We start from the raw sequence: 24,895 nt of genomic DNA, 5'->3' as shown, positions 1-24,895 counted from the left end.
TGTCGCCGAGGACCGCACGACGACGCCGAACCGACCGGGCAACCGGCACACCCGCCGCACGTACTCGGTGGCCCCCTCCTCCGATCTCCTTGCTGGAGCCACGCCCATGCGCATCCTGTCCGTACTCGTCGCCGTCGCTCTGGTGTCCGGCCTCACGGGATGTACGGCTGCCCGTGAAGTTCCCGGGCGGGCGGCACCGGCCTCCGCCCCTTCTCCTCCGGCTCCTGCGCCCTCGGCGGAGACATCCGCCGAGGAGCCCGAGCGGCCGCGGGCGCACCGCACCTCGACGGAGCACTACGAGGGATCGGGCGACAGGCTGATCCCGATCCCGCCGACCCGGGAGATCGGGCTCGTCACGGTGACGGCGCACGGCAGGGGAAGCTTCATCGTGCAAAGCGTCGACGCCTCGGGCGACGACGTCGAGTTCCTGGCCCGGGGAGAGGGCCACCACCGGGGAACACGGCTCTTCAACAACCTGGAGACGGCCGAAGACATCACCGCGCTGCGCGTCACCGCCCGGGGATCGTGGCGGATCACGCTGGACCCGCCGTCGTCCGCCACGGTCTGGAGAGGCCCGCAGATCACCGGCTCCGGAGACGCCGTCATCCGGCTGCACCGCAAGGCCGAAGGGGCCGAGAGAATCACCTCGGCGTTCACCGGCGACAGCAATTTCATCGTCGAGGGCGCAGACGAGGACGACTCGGCCCTGCTGGCCAACGAGATCGGCAGCTGCGAGGTCGAGCGGGCGCTGCCGGACGGGACGTTCCTCGTCATCGTCACGGGAGACGGCCCCTGGACGCTGCGGCGCACCGGCCCCGGGCCTCGTCTGACGGCGACGGGCCCGCCCGCACGCGACGATCACGCTTCCGCGGGGCAGGCCGGCGGCAGGACGACGCCCCGTACCTGACCTCTCAGGTCAGGTACGTCTGAGGCCTGTCCTGTGAACCTTCCTCTGACAGGCCGTCGACGAAGCCCTCGACGGCGTGGCGGACGAACGCCGATACCGGTTGGAGCAGGGGCGTGAGAGCAATGCTAGGTTCGCCGCATGTCCAACCCCCTGCGAGCCATCGTTCTCATCGCCACTCAGCCTGGGCGAGGGGCCGAACAGATCGCCGCTTTCGCTGCGCTGGCTCCGGTGGTTCGCGCCGAGCCCGGTTGCCTGCGCTACGACCTGCACTCCGTCGACGGCGACCCGGATCGCTTCGTCCTGCTTGAGGAGTGGGCGTCGGCGGAGGCACTGCGCGAGCACGACGCCTCGGAGCACATGCTCGCTGCCGATACCGCCAACAAGGCGTTCCGAGCCGGTCCGGCCGAGGTGATCCTGCTCAGCGGCGCGCCTGTGGCCTGACGCTCCCGGCCTTGGACGGCTCTCCGGCGGTGCCGGCAGGGCTCCGGCGCGGAGCCGACGGCGGCGCGCCCGGAGGCGGAGCACCGGGACAGCAGACCACTGCGCAGGCGGATCCCTTCGGCCCGCCCCCCGTGCAGGCCCTAGGAGTGCTCCTGCTGCAGGGTACGGAGGAGGTCGAAGGCCTGGCGGTCCGCCGAGCGCTTCGTGTTGCTGAGTACGACGACGCCCACCCCCTTCTCCGGGTCGAAGCCCACGAACGAGGAGAATCCGCCGGTCATCCCGTTGTGCCAGAGCTGAAGGTGGGCGCCCTGGCGGGGGTGCAGGCGCTGCCCCATCCAGCCCAGATGAATCCAGGAGAAAGGGCTGATGCGGTGCTCGACCTCGCGGCTGAGCCGGACCGCCTCGGCGAGCTCGCCGGTGTCACCCTCCAGCTGGGCACGGACGAAGGTGACCATGTCGGCCGCCGTCGACCGCAGCCCGCCCGCCCCCGCCAGGTCCGCGAGATGCCACGCCCCGGCGGGCCGTCCGCTCCCGGTGTGCCCCGGGGCGAGGCGTGCCGGGCGGTCCCCGTCGACCGTGATGCCGGTGTCCTTCATGCCCAGGGGCGAGCAGATCTCCCTGGCGACCAGGGTTTCGTAGTCGGTCCCGGCCCGCTGGGCGAGCGCCAGCCCCAGCAGACCGGCGCCGAGGTTCGAGTAGCGGAACCGGCGCCCGGGCACGGCGCCCAGCCGGGTCCGGGCCAGCCCGCGCAGCAGGGACTCGGAGGTGCACCCGGCGTAGGGGTCCGGCGTGGAAGGACGCAGCAGCGCCGGCAGCAGCATGCCCTTGGGCAGGCGCGGCAGGCCCGAAGTGTGGGTGGCCAGGTGACGCAGGGTGATCTCCCGGCCCTCACGCGACGGGACCGCCGTCCCCTCGGGCAGCAGCGCGGCCAGCGGCTCGTCCAGGGTCGTCGTGCCGGCCACGGTCATCCGTGCCAGGGCCAGCGCCGTGAACACCTTCGTCACCGAGCCGATCTCGAACAGCGTGCCGGCATCGGGCGCGCCGTCGTACCCGCCGCCCGTCCGCCCGGCGCCCACGACCTCCGTCGCGCCACCGGCCACCGCGGCGACCACCACACCCACGTGCTTGGCCACCAGTTGGTCAGCGGTCTTCCGTACAACAGCACCCAAATCCGTCATATGTCGATTATCCGGTATTCAGACGACAATCCTCCAGCTACCAAAGTCTCAACCCCTCCTCCGAAAGGAGACCCTCACGGCTCGATCCCGAAGCGGGTGAGGAGATCGTCCAGGTATCCGACCAGGTCATGACCGAACCGCTCCAGCGCCCACCGGCCCGCACCCGGGATCGGCGTGGACGCCGTCGACGAGCCCGGGTGCCCGGGCGTCGGCGAGGGCCGGATGGCGATCGGTGACGGCCTGGACTTCCGCGGGGAGCACGGTCATGCGCCGTGATCGCAATCCACCGTGATCATCCGCAACCCGCGTTCCGCCGGACGGGCCGCCTTCCCTCGAACCGGGCGGGCACGCAGGCGGGCCGGGCGGCCGCGGCCGCCCCGATCACCGCCTGGCCCTGCGGTAGCGCCGGACGGAGAGCGGCAGGAAGACGGCCACGATCACCAGGGGCCAGACCACGGCCATGAGGACCGCGTTCTGCGCGAGCCAGGAGTCTCCGCCCAGACCGGGGTTGCCGAACAGCTCTCGGATCGCGGTGACCGTCGAGGAGACGGGGTTCCACGCGGCCACGGCGCCGAGCCATCCCGGCATCATCTCGGGGGCGACGAAGGTGTTGGAGATCATGGTGAGCGGGAACAGCAGGGCGTAGAAGTTGCCCGCCGACTCCGCGTTCTTCATGATCAGACCGACGTAGATGCCGACCCAGATGAACGCGAACCGCAGCAGCAGCAGCAACCCGACCGCGGCCAGGGTCTCCGCCGGGCTCCCGTGTGCCCGCCAGCCCACGACCAGGCCGCAGGCGACCAGCACCGCGAGGTCCATGACGGAGTTGATCATGTCGGCGACGCTGCGCCCGACCACCACTCCCGACCGTGCCATCGGCATCGACCGGAACCGGTCGGTGATGCCCTTGTCGGCGTCCGTGGTGACGCCCATCATCGTGTTGCCGATGCCGAACATCATGGTCATGCCGAACATGCCGGGCAGCAGGAACTCACGGTAGTCTCCCCCGCCCTGCACCACCATGGCGCTGCCGAACACGTAGCCGAACAGCAGAACCGAGACCATCGGATACATCAGCCCCCACATGATGTAGGCAGGCTCGCGCACCCAGTGGATCAGGTAGCGGCGGGTGACGGTCCAGCTGTCGGCGAGCGCCCAGCGGGCCCGGGAGAGCGGGGTCTCCGGAGGCGCCTGGAGCGGCACGGCCCCCGGGGCCGAAGGGGTGGCGGTGGTCATACGGTCATCTCCTTCTCCGTCTGGTCGCGGGCGCGTTCCGGCCCGCCTCGGTCCGCCCGGCCGGCGGCGCGTCCGGGCTCGCCCCCGTCCGCACCGCCCCCGCCCTCCCCTGCGGTTTCCGCCCGGTGCCCGGTGAGCCGCAGGAACACCTCGTCCAGGGTCGGCCGCCGCAGCGCGATGTCCTCCACCGCGATCCCGGCGTCTCCCAGCGCGCGGACGGTCTCGGTGAGGGTGGCGACGCGGTGCCGCGCGGGGGCGCTGATCCTGCGGGTGTCCGGCCGCGTCTCGGGCTCGGCTCCGCAGATGCGCGCGACGATCCGCGCGGCCCCGGCCAGCTCCCCGGCGTCGGTGACGACCAGGTCGATCCGGTCACCGCCGATCATGGATTTGAGCCGTTCCGGAGCCCCCTCGGCGATGACCCGGCCGCTGTCGATCACCGCGATCCGGTCGGCGAGCCGGTCGGCCTCGTCCAGGTACTGGGTGGTCAGCAGGACCGTGGTGCCTCCGGCGACCAGCGAGCGGATCGCCTCCCAGACCTCCATGCGGCCACGCGGGTCCAGGCCGGTGGTGGGCTCGTCGAGGAAGAGCACCTGCGGGGCCATGATGAGGCTGGCGGCCAGGTCGAGCCGGCGGCGCATGCCGCCGGAGTAGTGCTTGGCCGACTTGCTCCCCGCCTCGGCCAGCCCGAACAGCTCCAGCAGCTCGTCCGCGCGGCGCCGGGCCCGGGCCGCGCCGAGGTGGTAGAGCCGCCCGAACATCTCCAGGTTCTGCCTGCCGGTGAGGATCTCGTCGACCGCGGCGCTCTGCCCGGTCACCCCGATCCGGTAGCGCACCTGCGCCGCCTGCCGTGCGACGTCGAACCCGGCGACCTCGGCCCGGCCGCCGTCGAACTCCAGCAGCGTGGCGAGGATCCGCACCGCCGTCGTCTTCCCGGCCCCGTTGGGGCCGAGCAGTCCGCAGACCGTGCCTTCCGGGACGGTCAGATCGAACCCGTCCAGCGCCCTGGTCTGCCTGTATTCCTTCCGCAGTCCCTCGGCGACGATCGCCGCTGCCTTCTGGGCCACTCCGGTCCCCCTTACTGGGTACGCTGTACGAAGTTATGCGTACAGGATACGCAGTTCTAGGATTGACGCAAGATGACGACGGAATACAGCGGTCGCGGAGATGTGGCGTTCAGCCTCAAAGTGATGTGGGGCGGCGAGGAGCGGCCCACGCGCGGGCCCCGACCGGGGCTCAGCGTGGCGCGGATCGTCGAGGCCGCGATCCGGGTGGCCGACGCCGAGGGGCTGTCCGCGCTGTCGATGCGCCGGATCGCCACCGAGCTCGGGGTCGGCACCATGTCGCTCTACCGCTACGTGCCGGGCAAGGCCGAGCTCGTCGACCTCATGCTCGACACTGCCTACGGCGAGGACCTCGACCCGGAGCGCGACCCCGGGCAGGAGGCCGAGCGGCTGCGGGCCGGGGGGTGGCGGGCCGGGCTGGAGCAGATCGCCCGCGGGTCGTGGGCGCTGCACCTGCGCCACCCGTGGATCCTCCAGGTCTCCCAGGCCCGGCCGGTCCTCGGTCCCAGCTCGATCACCGGCCTGGAGATCGCCATGCGCCTGCTCGACGGGATCGGCCTGGACGATCTCCAGATGATGAAGGTGATCACACTCGTCGACAGCTACGTGACGGGCACGGCCCGGCTCGTCGTGGAGGCGGGCCAGGCGGCGCAGCGCACCGGAGTCAGCGATGAGGATTTCTGGGACGCGCAGGGACCGTTCCTGATGCGGTTCCTGAGCGACGAACGGTTCCCGACGCTGGCCCGCGCCGCCGCGGCGGGCGTGTTCAGCGGCGACGACGGCGACGGTTTCGGCTTCGAGTTCGGCCTGCAGCGCGTGCTGGACGGCATCGAGGCCTTCGTCGCGGCGGCCGGCCGGGACCGTCCCGCACCCGGGTCCGCGTGACGGCGCTCCCCCGCACCCCCGGCGGGCGGGCGCCCTCGTGCCCGCCGGTCAGGCGTGCTCGTGCGGAGGCCGGGCCGGGCCGGTCCCGAGCATGACCTGGAACTGCGGACAGTCGAAGAAGTCCTCCGCCGGACAGTCCAGCACGTGCTCGATCATCTCCATGGACGCGCGCAACCGCTCCATCCGCCGGGCGAGCTCGGTCCGGTGCCGCACGAGGATCTCCCGCCTGCGCTCCCCGCTCCCGGCCGTCACCAGGTCACGGATCTGCTCCAGTGAGGCGCCCGCCTCCTTGGCGCGCACGATCAGCGCGACCCGGGCCTCGTCCTCGGGGCCGTAGCGGCGCCTGCCGTTGCCCTGCCGGGCCGGGCTGAGCAGGCCCATCGCCTCCCAGTGACGCAGGACGTGGGTGGCCAGGCCGTACCGGCCGGCCAGCTCGCCGATCTCGAGCCGCTCTGCGGCTGTTGACTTCATGTTCACATTAACGTGCAGAGTGGGGTGGAGATCAATCCCCGGGAGAAAGCGATCGGCATGTCCTCCTTCGAAGGCCGCGACGGCGAGCGATACGACCGGCGAGCGGGCCGCCTCAACCGCACCCTGTTCCGCAAGATCTGCCGGGAGGTCGCCGCCGTGGCGCCGCGCGACGGCTCGGTCCTCGACGCGGGAACCGGCTCCGGTCACCTGCTGCTGGAGCTCGCCCGGCTCCGCCCGGACCTGCACCTGACCGGCATGGACCTGTCGGCGGACATGATCGCCATCGGCCGCCGCCACGTGCGCGAGGCCGCCCTGGAAGGGCGGATCTCCCTGGACGTGGCCGACGTGGCCGAGCTGCCCTATCCGGACGACCGGTTCGACGTCGTCGTCTCGACGCTGAGCATGCACCACTGGGAGCGGGTGGACCGGGCCGTGGCCGAGTTCGCCCGGGTGCTGAAGCCGGGGGCGCCCCTGCGGATCTACGACTTCCGCTTCACCTCCTCCCGGAAGCTGGCGGAGGCCGTACAGGACCGCTTTCCCGGACGGCCGATGCGGCGCACACTGGTCCGCGCCCTGCTGCCGTTCCCGGTCTTCGCCGGGTACGCGGTCTGACCGGGCCTCGCGGCCGGTGAACCGTACGGCGGCCGCGGACGTTTGAAGGACATGCACCGTCGCGTGTTCACCACCGCCCTGCTGGCCCTCGCCGCGCTCGCCGCGTGCGGCGGCGCGCCCGAGACCCGCGTGGTCACCGCCGCGGGGGTGAGACGGGAGACCCCGTCGGGAGCCCCGGTCGCGAACCTGCGCCCCGGCCTGGCCGCCTTCGGTCACGCCCTGTTCGCCGCGACCGCCAAGCCGCAGGTCAACGTGGTGCTGTCCCCGCTGAGCATCGCCTACGCGTACGGCATGGCCCGGGCGGGCGCGGACCAGGTGACCGGGGCCGAGCTGGACCGGGTCTTCGGCTTCCCGCCGGAGGGACCGCATCCGGCGTTCAACGTGCTCTCCCGCGTGATCGCCACGACCGACGGGCCGCCGCCCGCCCCCGACCGGGACACCCCGCGCGACGCGCAGGAGGAGGAGCCGCGACCGCCGGTGGTCAGCCTCGCGGGCGGCCTGTTCGTGCAGGACGGGCTCGCCGTCCGGCCGGAGTTCCTGCGCGTGCTGGCCGCCCAGTACGGCGCGGGCGCCCGCCAGGTGGACTTCACCGGCGGCGCCGCCGCCGACGCCGTCAACGCCTGGGCCGAGGAGCAGACCGCCGGACGGATCAGGAAGGTGTTCGACCGGCTGGATCCGGAGACGAAGCTGGTCCTGGCGAACGCGCTCTACCTCAAGGCCGACTGGACCGTCCCGTTCACCGACCCGCCGGAGGAGGGCGCGCCCTTCACCCGGGCCGACGGCACGACGGCACGCACGACCCTGATGCGCCTGGAGGCGGAGTTCGCATACGCGAGCGGGCCGGGCTGGCAGGCCGTCGAGCTTCCCTATGCCAGGAGCGAGCTGGCCATGTGGGTCCTGCTGCCGGAGAGCGGCGGCTCCCCCGGCGACCGGCTCGCCCCCGGGGCGCTCACCGAGGTGGCCGGGGGGCTGAAGAAGACGAGGGTCAGGGTCGCCATGCCCCGCTGGGACTTCTCCACCGGCTTGGACCTGGAGGAACCGCTGGCGGGGCTCGGGTTGAGGAGCGCCGGCTACTCCGGCATCGCCGACGGCCTCTTCCTGGACCAGGCGGTCCACAAGGCGAACGTCACGGTGGACGAGTGGGGCACCGAGGCCGCCGCCGTCACCGGTCTGGCCTTCGCCGTCTCGGCCCCGCCGCCCGCCGAGGCCGAGTTCCGCGCCGACCGGCCGTTCGCCTTCGCGATCGTCCACCGGCCGACGCAGGTCCCGCTCTTCATCGGCCAGGTCGCCGACCCGACCGTGACGGGCTGACGACCGGTCCGGTTGATCGGATCGGAGCCGGGACCGACTCAGCCGCCGATGTTCAGCAGGCCCGCGCCCACCACGGCGCGGCCGAAGGTCCGGGCCAGCTCGGCCAGGCGGGCGAGCTCGTCGTCGGAGAGCACGGCGTAGGCGGGCACGGACAGCTCGTCGGTGCGGTCCTCGATCCGCTGCCGCAGCGCGCGCCCCTCCTCGGTGGGCTCGTCCCCTGCCAGCAACCCGCGCTCACGCAGCGACTGCTCGGCCGCCGCCCACTCCTCCTCCGGCCAGGCGCGGCTGAGCTTCAGGAAGATCGTGGGCGCCCCTCCGCTGGCACCGTGCAGGACCAGCGACTCCAGCGGGCCGACCCCTTCGGCGAGCAGGGTCGCGACGTGCCCGTCGCCCCGGAACTCGCGCAGCAGCGTCTGGGCGTGCCAGAGCTCCAGCAGCGGATCCGACGGCCAGGGCAACGTGGCGTGCGCGGCGAACAGCGGGCGTCCCTGGGGGTGCTCGCAGGCGCGCTCGGCCGCCCGCCTGGCCAGCGCGGCCGTCTCGGCGAGGCCGGGGAGCTCGTGGATCCCGGCCCGGCGCAGCGCCGCGCCGGCGGCGTCGTAGCGGGCCTGGAGAATCTTCTCCGGGGTCACGATCTCCCAGGCCGCGGGGAGCGCCCGGCGGACGAGTGCGGGGCAGAAGTTGTAGAAGGTCGCGATGACCAGCTCGGGCGAAGCGGCGCCGAACGCGGCCGACCGGGAGGCGAAGTACCCGGCGTGCACGTCGAGCCCCAGCGCGGCGTAGCGCTCGGTGGCCTCGGGGACGAAGTACACCATCCCGTGGAGGGGTTCCAGGCGGCGCCAGGCCTGGCGGGCGAGCTGGACGTCGGTCATCGTTCCTCCGGGGAGTCGGTCGGCCGGGACGGGCCGTTCCGGGCGGCTGCGGACCCGGCGGGCCGGGTGTTCCGATCGGATCGGACGGTCGCCGCCGGGCGCCGGGACCACCGCGCGGTCGCGCTCCGCGCGAAGGCCTCCCGGCTGCCCGGCACTTTCCGGAACGTAATTCTAGAACGTATTTCTACTCACCGGTAGCCGTCAACGGCGGCGCAGCACGAAGACGCCCCAGCCGAGGTACCGCCTGCCGTACTCCACATGTGACCTGCGGCAGCGCTCCAGGAACGCGCGCACCTCCGCCGCCTCGGGGTCGTCGGGGTTGGCCCGCAGCCAGTCGCTCAGCGTCCACCACTGGCTCGCCACGTACCGGTCCCAGCTGTCGGGGTCGGCCAGGACCATCTCCAGCACCTCCATCCCGGCCGCCTCGAACCGGTCGAAGGTCCCGGCCAGCGAGAGGAAGTCCGCCGGACCGAAGCCGAACGCCTCGTAGGCCTCGGCGGGCGGCTCGGAGGTCCAGTACGGCTCGCCGACGAGGAGGATCCCGTTCTCGGCGAGCGCGGGGAGCATCAACGCGATCGTCCCCTCCACCCCGTCCCCGATCCACGTCGCCCCGAGGCACGACACGACGTCGAAGGCGCCCGGTTCGGCCCGGTAGGCCCCGGCGTCCCCGTGCTCGAACCGCACCCGCCCGGCCACCTCCAGTTCGGCCGCCCGCTCGTGCGCCGCAGCCAGGAAGACCTCGCTGACGTCGACCCCGACCCCCTCGATCCCGTGCTCGGCGGCCCAGCGGCAGAGCATCTCGCCCTTTCCGCAGCACAGGTCGAGCAGGCGCATGCCGGGCCGGAGCCGCGCCACCTCGCCGAGCAGGGCGAGCTTGTCGTCGGTGAACGGGTTGAGGATGCGGTGATCGCCCTCGGCGATCTCGTGAAAGCGCAATGACATAGCCGCCATGCTTCTCTCTCCGCGTCTCGCCGCCAACTGAATTATCCCTCCCGCCGGCGTCCTCCTTCCGGGTGCTACGGTGAGGTGACCAGTTTTTGAACGCGTTCAAAACGTGGAGGGCGGTATGCGTCCCCTGATCGACACGGTTCTGACGACCGGGATGCTCGCGGTGGTCCCGGCCGGGCTGCGGCTCCTGCGGGTCCCGCACCGGCTGCTGCGCGCGTGGTGGCTCGGCGCGGTGCCGGGCGCGCTCTCGCTGTGGCTGGAACGCGGCCCCTGGGCGGCGGGAGCCGCGTCAGCCTACGCGCTGGCCACCGTCTGCCTGGCCGTACAGGCCCCGATCCGGCTGCGGACCCGGCCCTCCCCCTCTCCTCGCGAGATCGCCGCGCTCACCGCGCTGGTCACCCCCGCGATCGCCGCCGTCGCCCTGGTCGCCGAACGCGCCGGGTATCCGCTGTGGGGTTTCTCCCTCACGATCCTGTCGCTCACCGTGGCGCACTTCCACTTCGCCGGCTTCGCCGCCGCGCTGGTGGCCGGGCTGACCAGCCGCGCCGCCGGGGACGGCCCGCTGTCCCGCGCGGCGGCGCTCAGCGTGCCGGGCGGGACGCTGCTGGTGCTCGGCGGCTACTTCGCGGGCGACTGGGCCGAGCTGGCCGGCGCGGTGGTGCTCACGGCGGGCATGTGGCTGGTCGGCTGGCTGACGCTGGCGGAGGTACGGCGGGGCGGCCACGACCGGATCACCGGCGCCCTGCTCACCTTCTCGTCCCTGGTCCTCGCGGTCTCGATGGTGCTGGCGCTGAGCTGGGCGCTGGGCGAGGCGACCGGCCTGCCCAGGCCCCCGCTGGACTGGATGATCGCCACCCACGGCCTGCTGAACGCCTTCGGGTTCGCCGTGTGCGCGATCGCCGCCTGGCTCAGGCTCCGCCCCCGACCGCTCTGACCCGCTCCCGGCCCCTCCGCCCGTCCCGCACCGGCCTGCCCGATCCGCCCGCACTTCCCGGAAAGGACCACGATGGACCCGCTCCAGCGTTACCTCGGCGCCGCCTTCAGCTATCCCGACGTCGGCCTCAGCCACCCCGACACCGACGCGTTCCGGGCCGGTGCCGTACCGCCCGGATACCGGCGGGTGCGCCACCGGCGGCTGCTCGGCCCCGAGGTGAGCCTGGAGCGGGCGGCCGAGATCCTGCTGACCTGGCAGGCGCACGCCCGGTGCGGTCTGCGGCCGGTCGCCTCCGCTCCCCGGGCGGCGGCCGGAGTGACCGTGGTCTCGCAGCTCGGCCTGGGACCGCTCCGGCTGCCCGCGCCCTGCCGGGTGGTGTGGGCGGTGGAGGAGGACGGCCGGGCGGGGTTCGGCTACGGCACGCTGGCGGGGCATCCGGCGAGCGGGGAGGAGGGGTTCCTGCTGGAGCGCGACCCGGCCGGGCGGGTGCGGTTCACCGTCCACGCCTACACCCGCCCCGGCCGCTGGTACACCCGGCTTGCAGGCCCCGTCCCCGGCCTGCTGCAGAACGCGTTCGCCCGCGCCTACGCCGGAGCTCTGCGCTGACACCCGGTGTCGTCCGGCGATCTCGGCCCCGGGCGGTCCCTCCCCGAAAGGCCGGGCCCTGACACCGTGTGCCGTCCGACCGGTCCGGGCCGCACCGGGCCGGTCGGGACCGCCGGGCCCCGGCCCTCGGGGCTCAGGCCGCCGCGGTCTTCTTCCGCCGGGAGCCGGAGGGCTCCTCGGAGGCGGCCCGGCGGGGGGCGCGGAGGATGAGACCACCGGGGACGACCTCGGCCTTCAGCCGGGTCACCGTGCCCTTGGCCCCGCCGTCCAGCTCGTAGGCCATGGGCCTGGCCAGCTTGACGGTGACCTTCCGGGCACGGGTCATCCGGACGAAGGGCGACTCGTCGGAGCGGCTCACGCTCATCCGGCCGAGCGTGCGGGCCCACTGGATCGGGCCCTCGGCCGTGGTGACGCCGACCTCCAGCCAGCCGTCGTCCGGCCGGGCGTCGTCGAAGGCCTCGATGCCGCCGGTGATCGTGCCGACGTTGCCGAACAGCACGCAGCTCGCCTCACCGTCGAACCACGTCGTCCCGTCCACCTTGATCCTCATCGGGACGAGCTCGCCCCGGACGTGCCGCAGCCCCGTCCAGAAGTAGGCGGCCCGGCCCATCCGGTCCTTCAGCCCCCGGTCCGCGTCCTTGATCATTTCCGCGTCGAACCCGACCCCGGCCATGACCGCGAAGTGCTCCCCGTTGACCCTGCCCAGGTCCAGTTTCCTGTCCTCGCCGTGGAAGGCGATCCGCACCGCCTCCGGCAGGTCCTCGGGGATGCCGAGGTTCCTGGCGAACATGTTGGCCGTACCGGCGGGGATGATCCCCACAGCCGTCCCGGACCCCGCGAGCACGTCCACGCAGCGCTGGACCATGCCGTCTCCGCCCCACACCAGGACCAGGTCCGCGCCCTTCTTCATCGCCTTCCTGACCTGCTTGGGGGCCTTCTTGCTCTTGGGCACCTCGTACCAGAGCAGTTCCCCGACGCCCTGGTCGGCCAGGAGCCTGCGCAGCTCGTCCAGACCTCCGCCGAGCGACTTCCGCTGATGGGCGACCACCGCGACCGTACCGGCCCTGCGCTGATCCTTCGGCATGGTGACCCTCCCGCAGCCGTCCTCACGATGACCCACGGCTGCCCCGGCCCGCAAGATCCAAACCTTGCCGCGATCACCCGCGCGCCCGTCCGGCCGGGGGCGCGGGGGGTGAGCACCGGGCGGCGAACGCCACCGCGCTCCGTTTCGAGGTGGCCGACGACGGCGCCGGATTCGCCGCGGAGGAGCATGGACACGGGTTCGTCGACATGCGGGACCGGCTGGGCGCGATCGGCGGCAGGCTCGCCGTGGGGTCGCGTCCCGGCGCCGGGACCCGGGTGTGCGGGGAGACACCGCCGGCGCGGCCGGGCGGGGAGCGTGAGAACCGCCGGGCACCGGGGCCGGGGCGGTCGGTCTCCGGACCTTCGGAGCCGCGAGAGCCGTGAGGCCGTCGAGGAAGGGATCGGGAGAGAGCATGGGTGCGGACGGGTTCGACGCGGTGGTGGTCGGTTCGGGGCCCAACGGCCTGGTGGGGGCGCTGACCCTGGCCCGGGCGGGGCGGCGGGTGCTGCTGCTGGAGGCAGCGGAGCGCCTCGGCGGCGGACTGCGCAGCGAGGAGCTGACGCTGCCGGGATTCGTGCACGACGTGTGCGCGACGGCGCTGCCGATGGCCGCGGTCTCGGCCGCATTCCGCTCGCTCGGCCTGCCCGTCGACTTCGCCCATCCGCCGGTCCCCGTGGCGCACCCCCTCGACGACGGCTCCGCCGTGCTGGTGCACCGCGACCCGGAGCGGACCGCGGCCGGTCTCGGCCGGGACGGGCGGGCCTGGCGGGCCGTGATCGGGGCGACCGCCCGCGCCGGGACCCCGCTGGTGGACACCCTGCTGGCGCCGCTCGCCCTGCCCCGGGCGCCGCTGGCCGTCGCCCGGTTCGGGGCGCTCGCGGTGCAGCCTGCGACGGTGCTGGCCAGAGCGGCCTTCCGCACCGTCCCGGGCCGTGCCGTGCTGGCGGGGATGGCCGCCCACTCCATGCTGGACCTGCGCTCCCCCATCACCGGCGGCTTCGGGATGATGCTGGCCGCTCTCGCCCACCACGCGGGCTGGCCGGTGGTGCGCGGTGGCTCGCAGGTGCTGGCCGATCTGATGGCGGCCCGGCTGCGTGAACTCGGCGGCGAGGTCGTGGCCGGGCACCGGGTGGCCTCCCTGGCCGGCCTGCCGCCGGCGGAGACGGTCCTGCTGGACGTCACGCCGCGCCAGTTCCTCGCCATGGCCGGTGACCGGCTGCCGCCGCGCTACGCCCGCCGGCTGGCCCGCTACCGGTACGGGCCCGGCGTGTTCAAGCTGGACTGGGCCCTGGACGGGCCGGTGCCGTGGAAGGACCCGGCGGTCGGCCGGGCCGGCACGGTCCACCTGGGCGGCACCCTGGAGGAGATCGCGCTGAGCGAGGCGCAGGTCGCCCGCGGCGTCCATCCGGAGCGGCCGTACGTCCTGCTGGTTCAGGCGTGCGTGGCCGACCCGTCCCGCGCTCCGGCGGGACGGCACACCCTGTGGGCCTACTGCCACGTGCCCAACGGCTCCACGGTGGACATGACGGAGGCCGTCGAGGCCCAGATCGAGCGGTTCGCCCCCGGCTTCCGGGAGCGCGTCCTGTCCAGGCACACCCTGGACTGCCTCGCCATGCAGGACCGCAACGCCAACTACGTCGGCGGCGACATCGGGGCGGGCCTGGCGGACCTGCGCCAGTTCGCGGGCCGCCCGGTGTACTCGGCGCGTCCCTGGCGCACCCCCCTGCCCGGTGTCTATCTGTGCTCGGCCGCGACCCCGCCCGGCCCGGGCGTGCACGGCATGGGCGGCTACCAGGCCGCCCGGCTGGCCCTGCGCGGCGGGGCGGCGTCCTAGGTGTACTCAGTCATGACGTTGGTGACACTGGCCTGGATGCCGTCGAGAAGCCAGGTGAGGCCGAGGGTGAAGCCGGTGTCCCGGTCATCGTCCGCGACGAGGGGGCCGTGGGCCGCGAGGGCGGGGTAGCGCTCCCGGTTGGCGTGCAGGTGCTCCCGGGCGGCCTGCCGTACCTCCTGCTCGTCGTCGGCCGGCCAGGTGGCCTGCATCAGCCCGGAGCCGATGACGTAGTTGGACAGGCCGTACGCCGCGGCGGTGAGGTGCGGCTCGGTGATCCCGGCCTCCAGGAGGGTGGCGTACAGGAACTCGCTGCGGGCCAGCACGTTGGGGCCCAGCATCGGGCGGCCCAGCAGCGCCGCCGACCAGGGATGCCGCAGCAGGACCGCGCGCCATCCGTTGATCAGTGCGGTGATGTCGGCACGCCATCCCCGGCCGCCCTCCGGCGGGATCTCGACCTCGGCGAAGATCATGTCGAGGGCGAGGTCGAGGACGTCGTCCTTGGTCTTCACGTGCCAGTACAGCGTGGTGGAGCCGGTGCCCAGCCGTTCGGCCAGCCGCCGCATGGTCAGCCGGTCGGCGCCTTCGGCGTCCAGGAGGGCCACGGCCTCTTCGACGATCCGATCCCGGCTGAGCGGCGGGGCGTCGCGTCCCGCCCGCGATGGCCGCAGCCACACGCCTCCTGGCGCTCCTGAGCGTCGTGTTCCCGGCTCCGCCCTGTTCGTGTCCACGGGATGAGTCTAGTATGGCAATCGAGTACCGGATCGTTGGTCTAGTGACTGGAACATCGATCCGGAGGCTGCGTCCGAGCGGAGGGAGGAGCGCGGTGGCGGGGCATGTCGAGGTGGACCGGCTGACCTACGCGCTGCCGGACGGGCGGCTGCTGCTCCACGAGGTGTCGTTCCGCGTCGGTGACGGGGTCAAGGCCCGCCTGGTGGGGCCGAACGGCGCGGGCAAGACCACGCTGCTGCGGCTGATCGCCGGAGACCTGCGGCCGGACGACGGCCGCGTGGTCTCCTCCGGGGGGCTGGGGGTGATGCGGCAGTTCATCGGCGGCGTGCGCGATGGCCGGACGCTGCACGATCTGCTGCTGTCGGTGGCCCCGGACCGGGTCCGAGCCGCCGCCGCGGCCCTGGTGCGGGCGGAGTCGGCGATGGCGGCTCGCGACGACGAGACGGCGCAGCTGGCCTACGCGCAGGCGATCGCCGACTACGCCGACGCCGGCGGCTACGACATGGAGGTCGTCTGGGACACCTGCGCCACCGCCGCCCTGGGCCTGCCCTACGGCGCGGTACGGGACCGGCCGGTGGCCACCCTGTCGGGAGGCGAGCAGAAGCGCCTCGTCCTGGAGGTTCTGCTGCGCGGCCCCGACGAGGTGCTGCTGCTGGACGAGCCCGACAACTACCTGGACGTGCCCGGCAAGCAGTGGCTGGAGGCCCGTCTGCAGGCCACGGCCAAGACCGTGCTGCTGGTCTCCCACGACCGCCGGCTCCTGGCCGACGCCGCCGACCGCATCGTGACCGTGGAAGATCGCGGCGTCTGGGTCCACGGCGGCGGCTTCGCCACCTACGCCAAGGCGCGCGAGGAGCGCATCGCCCGGCTGGAGGAGCGGCGTCGCCGCTGGAACGAGGAGCACGCCAGGCTCAGGCAGCTGGTGCACACCCTGCAGCAGACCGCGGCCAACAACGACGCGGTCGCCTCGGCCTACCGGGCCGCGCGCACGCGGCTGGGCCGATTCGAGGAGGCCGGCCCGCCCGAACGACCGCCCAGGCAGCAGAACGTGCGGATCCGGCTGCGCGGCGGCCGTACCGGCAAACGCGCCGTCATCTGCGAGAACCTGGAGCTCACCGGCTTGATGCGGCCGTTCGGCGCCGAGGTCTGGTACGGCGAGCGCGTCGGGGTGCTGGGCTCCAACGGTTCGGGCAAGTCCTGCTTCCTGCAACTGCTGGAACAGGCCGCCGACGGTGCGGTGCCCGCCGTACGGCACAGCGGCTCGGTTCGGCTGGGAGCCCGGGTGGTACCCGGCCGGTTCGTGCAGACCCACACCCGGCCGGACCTGCACGGCCGCGCCCCGGCCGAGCTGATCACGACGGGCTGCGCGCTCACCCTGAACGAGGCGATGGCCGCTCTGGCCCGCTACGAACTGGCTCCCGCCGCGAACCAGCGGTTCGAGACCCTGTCGGGCGGCCAGCAGGCCCGGTTGCAGATCCTGCTGCTGGAGCTGTCCGGCGCGACCTTGCTGCTGCTCGACGAGCCGACCGACAACCTGGACCTGGCCAGCGCCGAGGCTCTGCAGCAGGGCCTGGCCTCCTTCTCCGGCACCGTGCTGGCCGTCACCCATGACCGCTGGTTCGCCGCCGACTTCGACCGCTTCCTGGTCTTCGGCGCCGACGGAACCGTCTACGAGAGCACCGAACCGGTCTGGCACGAGGGCCGGGTCGAGCGGGCGCGTTGAGGTCGCGAGCCGTCGAGCGGCGCCCCGGAGAGGGCCTGGGATCGGAGGATGGCGGCAGAGCTCCGGCGTCAGGCCGCGGAGCCGGCCAGGAGCCGGAGCAGCAGGTCCCGCAGGAGCAGGCGGTCGTCGCCGGGGAGCGCGAACAGCTGCGCCTCCTCGGCGCCGAGACCGTCGCCTGTCGGCCGGAGCTCAGGAGAAGACGGCGTGCAGCCCGGTGACCGCCTCCGGACCGTAGCTGACCGAGCCCACCGGTACGCGGTCGCCGACTTCCTTGATCACGCGGGCCGTCCATTCCGGGCCGAAGGCCCCGCACAGCTCGATGAGCTGCGCGCCGTCCGCGACGAGCCGCGCCGCCACCGCCGGCCCCTGTGCCGGCTGTCCGAGGCCGACCAGCACGGTGCGGACGGTGCCGGTCTCCACGACGCACACGTCGCGATCAGGGTCGCAGCCGTCGGCGACATAGAGGAATCCCCAGTTGGTGAGTGCCATGCCCTGCCTTCCTTCGAATCGGGCGAACGCCGGCCAGCTAACCGGGGATCCCGGCCGCCCGTCCACGAGGCAGGTCCTCACCGGCATGAGGCCGGGCCTCATCCGCCAGGCGAGCGGCGAGCGCACCGATCGGACCGGCGGCGCAGTGTGAGGGATTCCACACCAAGGCGAGCTGCAGCCTCGGGGCACCGGGCAGCGCAGACCAGACCAGCCCGTCGCCGGCCTCCCAGGGAGGGCGGATCGCAACGATCGGGCCGCCATGGTGCAGCTCGGCCTGGAACAGCCCTCGTCGCGGCGGGCCGGCGCGCACGTTCCGGGGCCGCCAGCCGGCCGTGCGGAAGGCCTCGAGCGTCGCGTCGTGGTAGCCGGGAGCCAGCTCCCGCGCGAACCACAGCAGGTCCTGACCGTCCAGGTCGGCCCAGGCGAGATCGGTGCGTCCGGCCAGCGGATGCCCTGACGACACGAGCATCCCCAACGGTGCGTCCACGACCGTCATGGACCGCAGGCCGGTGCCGTCGACGGGCAGGACGACCAGGCCCGCATCGAGGTCCCCGCTGTGCAGCGCCTCCAGCTGCCGGGACACCGGAAGGTCATGAAGATCGGCGTTCACGGATGCCCGCAGCACGGCGACGAGGCCGGCGGGTGAGCCGGGCGTCACCCCGACGCGCCAGACCTGATCACCGTGGATCGCGAGCCGGACGGCACGAGCCCCGGCCTCGGCGGCCTCCAGCGACCGGACCGCATGCGGCAGCAGCGCCCGTCCCGCGGCGGTGGGCTCCATACCGCGCGGCGTCCGCCGGAACAGCGCGGTGCCGATCTCGCGCTCCAACGCGATGATCTGCTGGCTGAGCGAGGTCGCCCTGATGCCGAGGATCTCCGCCGCACGCGTCAGATGCTCCTGTTCGAGCACGACGCGGAAGTACCGCAACTGCCGCAACTCCACATGATCACTCTATGTGCCGCCGCGGCGCGGGCCGGCGGCCGGGCCCCTTCCCTCCGGAGGGCTCGGGCCGCTCAAAGGAGCGCCGGGGCCTCCTCCGCCGGGGTGCAGCGCCCGACCTGAACGTCCCGGGAAGGAGGAGTCATACCGATCGGACGACAGCCCCGTCCCCGGCGGAGAGGAGAGGGCGCATGACGGGCACGACCCCCTGCGTCGGAGGCGGAGGACTCACGCCCAGGAGCGGACGGGCAGCCCAGCGCGGAGCCGGTCGAGGAACCTCTCGACGACGATTGAGCCGTAGTCGGGGTCGACCACCTCAGGAACGAACCACTCGGCGATGTTGTCCCTGGTGAACTCCGCGTCGGAGAAGGATCCGTGGTTGTCCACATGCCGGGCGCCTGGGGCGGTGATCCGCAGATCGTGATCAGAGTTGATCACCCAAGGCGTCTCGACCCTGCCTGCTTCCAGGATGCCGTGGTTGTAGTACCCGTAGACCAGATGCGTGAAGACGCCGTCCTGGATGTAGATCTCGGCGTCACCGCCCTCCAGTGTCTCGGCCCGGGTGGTGCCCTCTACGTAGAGGCCCGGGGTGTTGTCGTACAGGGCGATCCGACCGCTCACCGTGAGGTCCCCGGTGATCACGACGATGCCGGTCTCCTGCCCGCCGAGTTCGGTGAGGGCCTCCAGGAAGTCCCCGCTGAGCACGACGTCGCCGTCGAAGAACAAGACCGTGTCGTAGTCGCCCTGGAAGCAGACGGACAGGGATCCGTCCAGTCGCGCGTCAGCGTCGGCGAAGGCGAGGCGTTCAGGGGACGCAGCGGCGTTCACGCCCACAACCATAGCCGCTCCCGAATCCGCCGCATGAACGGCCAGGTCGCCCCCTATGAGCTTGCTCCACCCTGTTTCCACAGGCAGAAGACGCTATCTGGCGAGATCCCCCGACCGGTACGGCCTCTGGAAGACCCTGCACGAACGGCTGCGCCGGTGGAGTGCCGACGGCACCGGGGAACGGGTCTCCGAGCGCCCCGGGACCGGCGCCAGGCCGGCCCGCCCACCGCGGGTAGCCCGGGCGGGCGGACCTGATCGGGCGCCGGGCCCGGCGGCATGATGGCGGGCCCGGGTGGCGGGGGGATCGACCGCCACCTCGCACCTCACGACTGCACCTCGGTGCACCAGGCTTGCCGCGTCGGCGAGCAGGCGGAAATCCTTGCGAGGAGTCGCGGGAGAGGCCTTGGGCGGAGCCGTGCAAACGGCGAGATCCCGCCCGATCGAGATGATCGGACGGGATCTCGTCAACGTGCTCCAGGCCGTTTCGAGAACGGCCCTGAAGTGGAGCTATGGGGATTCGAACCCCAGACCTCCTCCATGCCATGGAGGCGCGCTACCAGCTGCGCCATAGCCCCTTGTGCTGTGCGGAGCACCCCTGCGGAGTGCGGCACAGGAGAAATCTTAGCCGACCGCGGGCCGGTCTCGCGCCATCGTTTCCGGACCGTGTCAGCCGGAGAGGATCCCGGGGTGATGTCACGCGGAGAGAGCCGTGATACGTCCTAGGATCATGGCCGTCGAACGCTTCGAGGAACACCGCGACCTGCTGACCGGGGTCGCCTACCGGATCCTGGGCACCGTCGCCGACGCCGAGGACGTCGTGCAGGAGGCCTGGCTGCGCTGGTCCGGTGCAGACACCGCCGCGGTCGACAACGACCGGGCCTACCTGATCAAGGTGACCACGCGGCTCGCCATCGACCGGCTGCGGCGGATCGCGTCCCGGCGGGAGAGCTATGTCGGGCAGTGGCTGCCCGAGCCGGTCGTCACGGCCGCCGACGTGGCCGAGCGCGTCGAGCTGACCACGTCGGTGGAGCTGGCGCTGCTGGTGGTGCTGGAGACCCTGTCCCCGCTGGAGCGGGCGGTGTTCGTGCTGCGGGAGGCGTTCGCCCTGCCGTACGCGGAGATCGGCGAGGCGATCGGCCGCAGCGAGGCGACGGCCCGGCAACTCGGACGGCGGGCCAAGCAGCATGTCGAGGAGGGGCGGCCGAGGTTCGACGTGGACCGGGTCAGGCGTCGCGAGATCACCGAGCGATTCATCGGCGCCTGTTCCGACGGTGATCTGGACGGCCTGATCGCGATGCTCGCCGCAGACGCCACGCTGGTGGCCGACGGCGGCGGGAAGATCAAGGCCCCGCTGCGGACCATCGCCGGCCGCGAGAAGGTCACCCGCTTCCTCACCTCGATCGCGACCGAGGCGGGCGTCCGGTGGTTCATGGACGCCGTCGGCGCCGCGGCGGCCGACGGCCTCACCGTGCAGTTCTCCGACGTCAACGGCGCCCCGGCGGCCGTGGTGACCGCCGGCGGGCGGGTGGTCACGGTGTTCTCCCTGGTCATCAGGGACGGCCTGATCGAGACGATCTACATGATCGCCAACCCCGAGAAACTGTCCCGCCTGTGACGTCACGAACGCCCCCGCCGGCTGCGTCGTGACGGCATGAGACGAGAAATCACCATCATCGGCGGCGGCCTCGCCGGGCTGACCGCGGCCATCGCGTGCGCCGAGGGCGGCGCCGCCGTCACCCTCCACGAGGCCCACCGGGTTCTGGGCGGGCGGGCGCGCTCGTCGGCCGCGCCGTACATCGCCAACGACGGCACGCACGTCTTCTACTCCGACGGCGAGCCGTGGCGCTGGATGGCGGCCCGCGGGCTGGTCCAGCCCTTCCGCAGACCCGCGCTGGGCGAGCTTGCGCGGGGCCGGTTCCGGTACGGCGGCCGCCTCACCCTGACCCCGCCCTGGTCGCTGGTGAACGCACTCACCAAGCGCAGGGTCGTGGCCCCGGTGGACCGGGACTTCGGGAGCTGGGCCACCGAGCGCTTCGGCGAGGAGGCGATGCGGACGGCCTGCGGGCTCGTCGGCGTCATCACCTACGACGCCGATCCGGGGCGGCTGTCGGCTGCGTTCGTCTGGGAGCGGGTGCTGCGGGCGAGCTCGCCGCACTACCCGGCCCCGCGCTACGTCGTCGGCGGCTGGCAGCGGGTGGTCGAGCGCATGGCCGACCACGCGCGCGGGCTCGGTGTGCGGATCGAGACCGGCTCCCGGGTCGACCGCCTGCCGGAGGACACTCCTGTGATCGTCGCGACCTCGCTGGACGCGGCCAGGACCCTCTTGGGTGACGAGTCCCTGCGCTGGGAGAGCGGCCGGGCGGCCCTGCTCGACCTCGGTCTGGCCAGCAGCCCGCGGGACGTGTTCTTCGTCTCGGACCTGGACGAGGGCGGATTCGTCGAGCAGTACGGCATGGTGGACCGCACGCTCGCCCCGGCCGGGCACACGCTCGCGCAGCTGGAGGTGCCGCTGCGGGCGGGAGAGACGAAGGCCGGGGGGATCACCCGGCTGGAGCGGCTGGCCGATCTCGCCCTGCCCGGCTGGCGGGAGCGCGCGACCTGGCGGCGGGAGGCGGTGGCGAACGGCCGGAGCGGGGCCCTGGACCTGCCCGGCACGTCGTGGCGGGACCGCCCGGCGATCGGCCGGGGCAGCGGTGTCTGGCTGGCCGGGGACTCGGTCGCCGCTCCCGGCATGCTCAGCGAGGTCTCCTCGCACAGCGCCCTGACCGCGGCGGCGGCCGCCCTGCGCGCCTCCGGCCTGCGGGTGGCGGCCTGAGCACCCGGCCGCCCGTGTCCTCCCCGCCGCGCTCCGGCCGGCCGGGATCAGGACGGCCGGGATCAGGACAGCCGGGATCAGGACGGGGAGAGGGAGGTGAGCATGGTCAGCTCGGAGCCGTCGGCGGACAGCTCCAGGGCGACGGTGGCCGCGCCCAGCTCGCGGGTGCGCGACAGGTGGGTGCCCCCGCAGGCGATGGCCACCTCGTTCTCGGGCAGCTCGCAGTGCCAGGTACGGCGCGCGGTCAGCTCCGCGCCGGGGCTCTCGACCCGGACCGGGGCGTCGGCCGAGATCCATTCCTCGAGCCGGTCCCCGGCCCGCCGGGCGATCTCCGGGAGCTCTTCGGCCAGGCCCTCGGCGGAGAAGCCCTTGCGGCGCAGGGACTTGCCCAGCCGGTAGACGTCGCGGCTGCCGTACGGCTCGATCCGCGAGGAGGTGATGGCCGTCTGGTCGAAGTCGGGGCTGCCCAGCCCGTCGGCGGGGACCTCCTTGCGCCAGCGGTCGGCCAGCGCCGCGTTGAGTGCGAGGGCGGCCAGGTGGCAGGCGGTGTGCCCGGCCGACAGGGCCTGGCGGCGCCCGGTGTCCACCGCCAGCTCGACCAGCCCTTCCGGCGGGCCCTCCGGGAGCGCGTCGATGACGTGGACGACGAGCCAGTGCCAGCCCGGAGCGCCCCGGCGGACCGGGATGCCCGCGCCGAGGTGGACGGTCTGCCCGCCCTCCTCCACGGCCCCGGTGACGCAGTCGGTCACCGGGATCCCGCCGATCGTGCCGGTGTCGGCGGGCTGGTCGGGCCAGGTGTGGTCGAGGGGGTGGAACGGGGTCTCGGCGACGATCACCCCGTACCGGTCCCCCACCGGCACGATCCCCACGACGGACGAGCGTCCCCGGGTCTCCCCCGCCGGATAGGTGACCAGCGTCGATGTCTCGATCTTCATGCCCTCATGATGCCAGTACGGCCTGCGCCGCCCCCGAGGAGGCGCAGGCCGTACCCCCCTCCCGGAGGGGTCAGCGGACGGGGGTCCGTTCGTCCTCCAGGTAGCGGGCGCGACCTGCGTACCAGCCGACGGCGAACTGCACCGCGATCACCACGAGCAGGAGCGCGAAAGGAGCCGTCCAGCCTCCGGTCGACTCGTGCATCACACCGACGACCAGCGGGCCCGCACCCGCGATGAGGTACCCGGCGCTCTGCCCGAAGGCCGACAGCGCGGCGGTGGCCTCGGGGGTGCGGGTGCGCAGGGCGAGCATGGTCAGCGCGAGCGGGAAGGAGCCCATGCCGATCCCGACCAGGACCGTGAAGAGCCAGGCCCAGGAGACGGGCGCCAGCCAGAGGCCGAGGAAACCGGCCGCGTAGAGCGCCACGAACACCGCCACCACGGGCCGCTGGTCAGCGAACCTCGTGGCGACCGAGGGCACGATCATGGAGACCGGGATGCCGATCGCGGTGAAGACGCCCAGGAGCAGCCCGGCCTGGCCGGTGGTGAGACCGCCGTCGGTGAGGATCTTCGGCAGGAAGCCGAACATGATGTAGGCCACCATGCTCTGGGTGCCGAAGTACGCGGCGACCGCCCAGGCCAGCCTGCTGCGCACCAGCGTCCTCATGCCGAGGCGGGCCGCCCCGGCGGGACGCTCCGGCTCGCTGCGCAGCAGCACGAGCCAGGGCAGGGCGGCGACGGCGGCCAGGGCCGCCCACACCCCGAGCGCGACGTGCCAGTTGCCGTCGGCGGCCCGCTCGATCGGGACGGTCGCGGCGGCGGCGAGCATGGTGCCGACCGCCAGAGCGGTGGTGTAGACGGTGGTCATGGTCCCGGCCCGGCCCGGGAAGTGGCGCTTGACCAGCGTGGGGATGAGCACGTTGCCCACCGCGCCGCCGGACAGCGCCACGGCGCTGCTGACCAGGAAGACCCCGGCCGAGTCCACCATCGCGCGGGTCAGCAGGCCGGCGCCGAGGGCGAGCAGGCCGAGCAGGAGCAACCGGTGCTCCCCGAGCTTTCTCGCCGTCGCCGGGGTCACCGCGCCGACCGTGGCGAAGATGAGCACCGGGAGTGTGGTGAGCAGGCCGACGCCGGCGCCGGACATGCCGAGACCGGCGGAGATCTGGTCGAGGACGGGCCCGACGCTGGTGACCGCGGTGCGCAGGTTCAGTGCGGCGAGGACGATTCCCAGCACGAGCAGCCAGGCGAGGGATCCCGGCGTTCCATCGGTGCGGCCCCGGCTCTCATGGGTGAGCACGCTCATGCGGGTTCAGTCCTCCATACAGTCATAGATTCATGGGATGATTGGCTGACCCAAACTGTAACAGGACTGAAACCATGATTTGTTCCTGATGGGGGAAACCTTGACAAAGTGGAAGCCCGGACCCCTCACCCTTGACAGGGAGGAGCCCGGGCCTGTTATGCCGGGGAATCCGTCAGAGCTGGCGGCCGGAGGTCGGCGGGAGCTGCTCGCCCGGGAGCGGACCGGGCCCCCGGTCCTGCGGCCCGGGGACGTCTCCGCGCCACGCACCCGTCTCGGCCCCGCGGGACTCGATGAACGTCTTGAAACGCTCCATGTCACCGCGGACTCGCAGGCGGACGATCTGCAGCCAGTCGCCGACCGTCTCGGCGAAGCCCTCCGGGTCGTACTCCATCTGGAGCGTGACCCGGGTCGTGTCCGGCGTGAGGTGGTGGAAGGTCACCACGCCCGCCTGGTGCGGACGCTCCACCGACTTCCAGGCCACCCGCTCGTCGGGGTGCTGCTCGGTGATCTCCGCCTCGAACTCGCGACGGACGCCGGCGATCTCGACGATCCACGCCGTGCGGGTGTCACTGAGCTGCTTGACCGACTCGACGCCCTCCATGAACTCGGGGAAGCTCTCGAACTGCGTCCACTGGTTGTAGGCCGTCCTGATCGGGACGTTCACATCGACGGACTGTTCGATGGTGCTCACTATCCTGCCTTCCTGTTGGGGTCGGGAAGGCTGCCTCTGCCCGGTTCGGGACGGGCCTAACCAGA

The 24,895-nt window shown here is 72.9% G+C and carries 25 protein-coding genes and 1 tRNA gene; 11 read left to right on the top strand and 15 right to left on the bottom strand.

The window, feature by feature from the left end; all coding sequences use genetic code 11:
- Positions 1 to 106 precede the first annotated feature (106 nt).
- The gene (locus HS041_RS22010; RefSeq protein WP_196442704.1) at positions 107 to 907 is read left to right on the top strand and encodes a hypothetical protein; all 801 of its coding nucleotides are present in this window, start codon (positions 107 to 109) and stop codon (positions 905 to 907) included.
- A 138-nt stretch (positions 908 to 1,045) separates the two neighbouring features.
- Positions 1,046 to 1,348, top strand: coding sequence for a putative quinol monooxygenase (locus HS041_RS22005; RefSeq protein WP_196442703.1), 303 nt, complete (start codon positions 1,046 to 1,048; stop codon positions 1,346 to 1,348).
- 140 nt (positions 1,349 to 1,488) lie between these two features.
- On the opposite strand, the gene HS041_RS22000 is transcribed toward HS041_RS22005, so the two are convergent.
- The 3 genes from HS041_RS22000 to HS041_RS21990 form a co-directional block, all read right to left on the bottom strand.
- Positions 1,489 to 2,526, bottom strand: coding sequence for a serine hydrolase domain-containing protein (locus HS041_RS22000; RefSeq protein WP_196442702.1), 1,038 nt, complete (start codon positions 2,524 to 2,526; stop codon positions 1,489 to 1,491).
- Between the two features lie 381 nt (positions 2,527 to 2,907).
- Positions 2,908 to 3,762, bottom strand: a complete 855-nt coding sequence (locus tag HS041_RS21995; protein ID WP_196442701.1) for an ABC transporter permease — start codon at positions 3,760 to 3,762, stop codon at positions 2,908 to 2,910.
- Entirely contained in the window at positions 3,759 to 4,826 is a 1,068-nt protein-coding gene (locus HS041_RS21990) for an ATP-binding cassette domain-containing protein (RefSeq protein ID WP_307845415.1), read from the bottom strand. Before HS041_RS21990 ends, HS041_RS21995 begins: the two co-directional genes overlap by 4 nt.
- A gap of 72 nt (positions 4,827 to 4,898) precedes the next feature.
- Here HS041_RS21990 and HS041_RS21985 point away from each other — a divergent pair, with 72 nt between their 5' ends.
- On the top strand, positions 4,899 to 5,708 hold the full coding sequence (locus tag HS041_RS21985) for a TetR/AcrR family transcriptional regulator (RefSeq protein ID WP_196442700.1): 810 nt from the start codon (positions 4,899 to 4,901) through the stop codon (positions 5,706 to 5,708).
- A 48-nt stretch (positions 5,709 to 5,756) separates the two neighbouring features.
- On the opposite strand, the gene HS041_RS21980 is transcribed toward HS041_RS21985, so the two are convergent.
- Positions 5,757 to 6,179: a MerR family transcriptional regulator gene (locus HS041_RS21980; protein WP_196442699.1), complete on the bottom strand. Its 423-nt coding sequence runs from the start codon at positions 6,177 to 6,179 to the stop codon at positions 5,757 to 5,759.
- 24 nt (positions 6,180 to 6,203) lie between these two features.
- On the opposite strand from HS041_RS21980, the gene HS041_RS21975 reads away from it, so the two are divergent.
- Complete coding sequence (locus HS041_RS21975; protein WP_196442698.1) at positions 6,204 to 6,791, top strand: class I SAM-dependent methyltransferase; 588 nt, start codon at positions 6,204 to 6,206, stop codon at positions 6,789 to 6,791.
- A gap of 51 nt (positions 6,792 to 6,842) precedes the next feature.
- Positions 6,843 to 8,102: a serpin family protein gene (locus HS041_RS21970; protein WP_196442697.1), complete on the top strand. Its 1,260-nt coding sequence runs from the start codon at positions 6,843 to 6,845 to the stop codon at positions 8,100 to 8,102.
- A gap of 38 nt (positions 8,103 to 8,140) precedes the next feature.
- Here the strand turns inward: HS041_RS21970 and HS041_RS21965 are convergent, their stop codons facing one another.
- Both HS041_RS21965 and HS041_RS21960 read right to left on the bottom strand, forming a co-directional pair.
- On the bottom strand, positions 8,141 to 8,974 hold the full coding sequence (locus tag HS041_RS21965) for an SCO6745 family protein (protein WP_196442696.1): 834 nt from the start codon (positions 8,972 to 8,974) through the stop codon (positions 8,141 to 8,143).
- 201 nt (positions 8,975 to 9,175) lie between these two features.
- Positions 9,176 to 9,916 carry an SAM-dependent methyltransferase gene (locus HS041_RS21960; protein WP_230879549.1) on the bottom strand — a complete coding sequence of 247 codons (741 nt, stop codon included), beginning with the start codon at positions 9,914 to 9,916 and terminating at the stop codon, positions 9,176 to 9,178.
- A gap of 124 nt (positions 9,917 to 10,040) precedes the next feature.
- Between HS041_RS21960 and HS041_RS21955 the strand changes: the two genes are divergently transcribed.
- A complete protein-coding gene (locus HS041_RS21955; protein WP_196442694.1) occupies positions 10,041 to 10,856 on the top strand; it encodes a YndJ family protein in 816 nt (271 codons plus the stop codon).
- A gap of 72 nt (positions 10,857 to 10,928) precedes the next feature.
- Positions 10,929 to 11,462: a DUF1990 domain-containing protein gene (locus HS041_RS21950; protein WP_196442693.1), complete on the top strand. Its 534-nt coding sequence runs from the start codon at positions 10,929 to 10,931 to the stop codon at positions 11,460 to 11,462.
- Positions 11,463 to 11,595: 133 nt separating this feature from the next.
- On the opposite strand, the gene HS041_RS21945 is transcribed toward HS041_RS21950, so the two are convergent.
- The gene (locus tag HS041_RS21945) at positions 11,596 to 12,546 is read right to left on the bottom strand and encodes a diacylglycerol/lipid kinase family protein (RefSeq protein ID WP_196442692.1); all 951 of its coding nucleotides are present in this window, start codon (positions 12,544 to 12,546) and stop codon (positions 11,596 to 11,598) included.
- A 412-nt stretch (positions 12,547 to 12,958) separates the two neighbouring features.
- Between HS041_RS21945 and HS041_RS21940 the strand changes: the two genes are divergently transcribed.
- Positions 12,959 to 14,380, top strand: a complete 1,422-nt coding sequence (locus tag HS041_RS21940) for a phytoene desaturase family protein (protein WP_196442691.1) — start codon at positions 12,959 to 12,961, stop codon at positions 14,378 to 14,380.
- Here the strand turns inward: HS041_RS21940 and HS041_RS21935 are convergent.
- Positions 14,377 to 15,054, bottom strand: a complete 678-nt coding sequence (locus tag HS041_RS21935; protein ID WP_307845414.1) for a TetR/AcrR family transcriptional regulator — start codon at positions 15,052 to 15,054, stop codon at positions 14,377 to 14,379. The two genes, HS041_RS21940 and HS041_RS21935, sit on opposite strands and share 4 nt — an antisense overlap.
- A 149-nt stretch (positions 15,055 to 15,203) precedes the next feature.
- Between HS041_RS21935 and HS041_RS21930 the strand changes: the two genes are divergently transcribed.
- The gene (locus HS041_RS21930) at positions 15,204 to 16,832 is read left to right on the top strand and encodes an ATP-binding cassette domain-containing protein (protein ID WP_307845413.1); all 1,629 of its coding nucleotides are present in this window, start codon (positions 15,204 to 15,206) and stop codon (positions 16,830 to 16,832) included.
- 189 nt (positions 16,833 to 17,021) lie between these two features.
- Here the strand turns inward: HS041_RS21930 and HS041_RS21925 are convergent, their stop codons facing one another.
- From HS041_RS21925 to HS041_RS21910, 4 genes are all read right to left on the bottom strand, one after another.
- Entirely contained in the window at positions 17,022 to 17,321 is a 300-nt protein-coding gene (locus HS041_RS21925; protein WP_196442688.1) for a DUF6506 family protein, read from the bottom strand.
- 37 nt (positions 17,322 to 17,358) lie between these two features.
- The gene (locus tag HS041_RS21920; RefSeq protein WP_196442687.1) at positions 17,359 to 18,264 is read right to left on the bottom strand and encodes a LysR family transcriptional regulator; all 906 of its coding nucleotides are present in this window, start codon (positions 18,262 to 18,264) and stop codon (positions 17,359 to 17,361) included.
- A 225-nt stretch (positions 18,265 to 18,489) separates the two neighbouring features.
- The gene (locus HS041_RS21915) at positions 18,490 to 19,089 is read right to left on the bottom strand and encodes a hypothetical protein (RefSeq protein ID WP_196442686.1); all 600 of its coding nucleotides are present in this window, start codon (positions 19,087 to 19,089) and stop codon (positions 18,490 to 18,492) included.
- Positions 19,090 to 19,591: 502 nt separating this feature from the next.
- Positions 19,592 to 19,664, bottom strand: a tRNA-Ala gene (locus HS041_RS21910).
- 152 nt (positions 19,665 to 19,816) lie between these two features.
- Here HS041_RS21910 and HS041_RS21905 point away from each other — a divergent pair.
- Both HS041_RS21905 and HS041_RS21900 read left to right on the top strand, forming a co-directional pair.
- Positions 19,817 to 20,704, top strand: a complete 888-nt coding sequence (locus HS041_RS21905; RefSeq protein WP_196442685.1) for an RNA polymerase sigma-70 factor — start codon at positions 19,817 to 19,819, stop codon at positions 20,702 to 20,704.
- A 36-nt stretch (positions 20,705 to 20,740) separates the two neighbouring features.
- On the top strand, positions 20,741 to 21,904 hold the full coding sequence (locus tag HS041_RS21900; RefSeq protein ID WP_196442684.1) for an NAD(P)-binding protein: 1,164 nt from the start codon (positions 20,741 to 20,743) through the stop codon (positions 21,902 to 21,904).
- 77 nt (positions 21,905 to 21,981) lie between these two features.
- Here the strand turns inward: HS041_RS21900 and HS041_RS21895 are convergent, their stop codons facing one another.
- The 3 genes from HS041_RS21895 to HS041_RS21885 form a co-directional block, all read right to left on the bottom strand.
- Entirely contained in the window at positions 21,982 to 22,839 is an 858-nt protein-coding gene (locus HS041_RS21895; protein WP_196442683.1) for an alanyl-tRNA editing protein, read from the bottom strand.
- 70 nt (positions 22,840 to 22,909) lie between these two features.
- Positions 22,910 to 24,139, bottom strand: coding sequence for a CynX/NimT family MFS transporter (locus HS041_RS21890; RefSeq protein ID WP_196442682.1), 1,230 nt, complete (start codon positions 24,137 to 24,139; stop codon positions 22,910 to 22,912).
- A 172-nt stretch (positions 24,140 to 24,311) separates the two neighbouring features.
- Positions 24,312 to 24,830, bottom strand: a complete 519-nt coding sequence (locus HS041_RS21885; protein ID WP_307845412.1) for an SRPBCC family protein — start codon at positions 24,828 to 24,830, stop codon at positions 24,312 to 24,314.
- Between the last annotated feature and the right edge of the window lie 65 nt (positions 24,831 to 24,895).

Source organism: Planomonospora sp. ID67723 (assembly GCF_015711605.1).
Taxonomy (GTDB): domain Bacteria; phylum Actinomycetota; class Actinomycetes; order Streptosporangiales; family Streptosporangiaceae; genus Planomonospora_A.
The sequence above is the reverse complement of the archived record's forward strand: the minus strand, read 5'-3'. Positions and strand labels throughout refer to the sequence as shown.

Bases quoted from the DNA above. Each gene is read 5' to 3' on its own strand.
- HS041_RS22010 (WP_196442704.1), top strand. From the start codon at position 107: ATGCGCATCCTGTCCGTACTCGTCGCCGTCGCTCTGGTGTCCGGCCTC.
- HS041_RS22005 (WP_196442703.1), top strand. From the start codon at position 1,046: ATGTCCAACCCCCTGCGAGCCATCGTTCTCATCGCCACTCAGCCTGGG.
- HS041_RS22000 (WP_196442702.1), bottom strand. From the start codon at position 2,526: ATGACGGATTTGGGTGCTGTTGTACGGAAGACCGCTGACCAACTGGTG.
- HS041_RS21995 (WP_196442701.1), bottom strand. From the start codon at position 3,762: ATGACCACCGCCACCCCTTCGGCCCCGGGGGCCGTGCCGCTCCAGGCG.
- HS041_RS21985 (WP_196442700.1), top strand. From the start codon at position 4,899: ATGACGACGGAATACAGCGGTCGCGGAGATGTGGCGTTCAGCCTCAAA.
- HS041_RS21980 (WP_196442699.1), bottom strand. From the start codon at position 6,179: ATGAAGTCAACAGCCGCAGAGCGGCTCGAGATCGGCGAGCTGGCCGGC.
- HS041_RS21970 (WP_196442697.1), top strand. From the start codon at position 6,843: ATGCACCGTCGCGTGTTCACCACCGCCCTGCTGGCCCTCGCCGCGCTC.
- HS041_RS21965 (WP_196442696.1), bottom strand. From the start codon at position 8,974: ATGACCGACGTCCAGCTCGCCCGCCAGGCCTGGCGCCGCCTGGAACCC.
- HS041_RS21960 (WP_230879549.1), bottom strand. From the start codon at position 9,916: ATGTCATTGCGCTTTCACGAGATCGCCGAGGGCGATCACCGCATCCTC.
- HS041_RS21955 (WP_196442694.1), top strand. From the start codon at position 10,041: ATGCGTCCCCTGATCGACACGGTTCTGACGACCGGGATGCTCGCGGTG.
- HS041_RS21950 (WP_196442693.1), top strand. From the start codon at position 10,929: ATGGACCCGCTCCAGCGTTACCTCGGCGCCGCCTTCAGCTATCCCGAC.
- HS041_RS21945 (WP_196442692.1), bottom strand. From the start codon at position 12,546: ATGCCGAAGGATCAGCGCAGGGCCGGTACGGTCGCGGTGGTCGCCCAT.
- HS041_RS21940 (WP_196442691.1), top strand. From the start codon at position 12,959: ATGGGTGCGGACGGGTTCGACGCGGTGGTGGTCGGTTCGGGGCCCAAC.
- HS041_RS21925 (WP_196442688.1), bottom strand. From the start codon at position 17,321: ATGGCACTCACCAACTGGGGATTCCTCTATGTCGCCGACGGCTGCGAC.
- HS041_RS21905 (WP_196442685.1), top strand. From the start codon at position 19,817: ATGGCCGTCGAACGCTTCGAGGAACACCGCGACCTGCTGACCGGGGTC.
- HS041_RS21900 (WP_196442684.1), top strand. From the start codon at position 20,741: ATGAGACGAGAAATCACCATCATCGGCGGCGGCCTCGCCGGGCTGACC.
- HS041_RS21895 (WP_196442683.1), bottom strand. From the start codon at position 22,839: ATGAAGATCGAGACATCGACGCTGGTCACCTATCCGGCGGGGGAGACC.
- HS041_RS21890 (WP_196442682.1), bottom strand. From the start codon at position 24,139: ATGAGCGTGCTCACCCATGAGAGCCGGGGCCGCACCGATGGAACGCCG.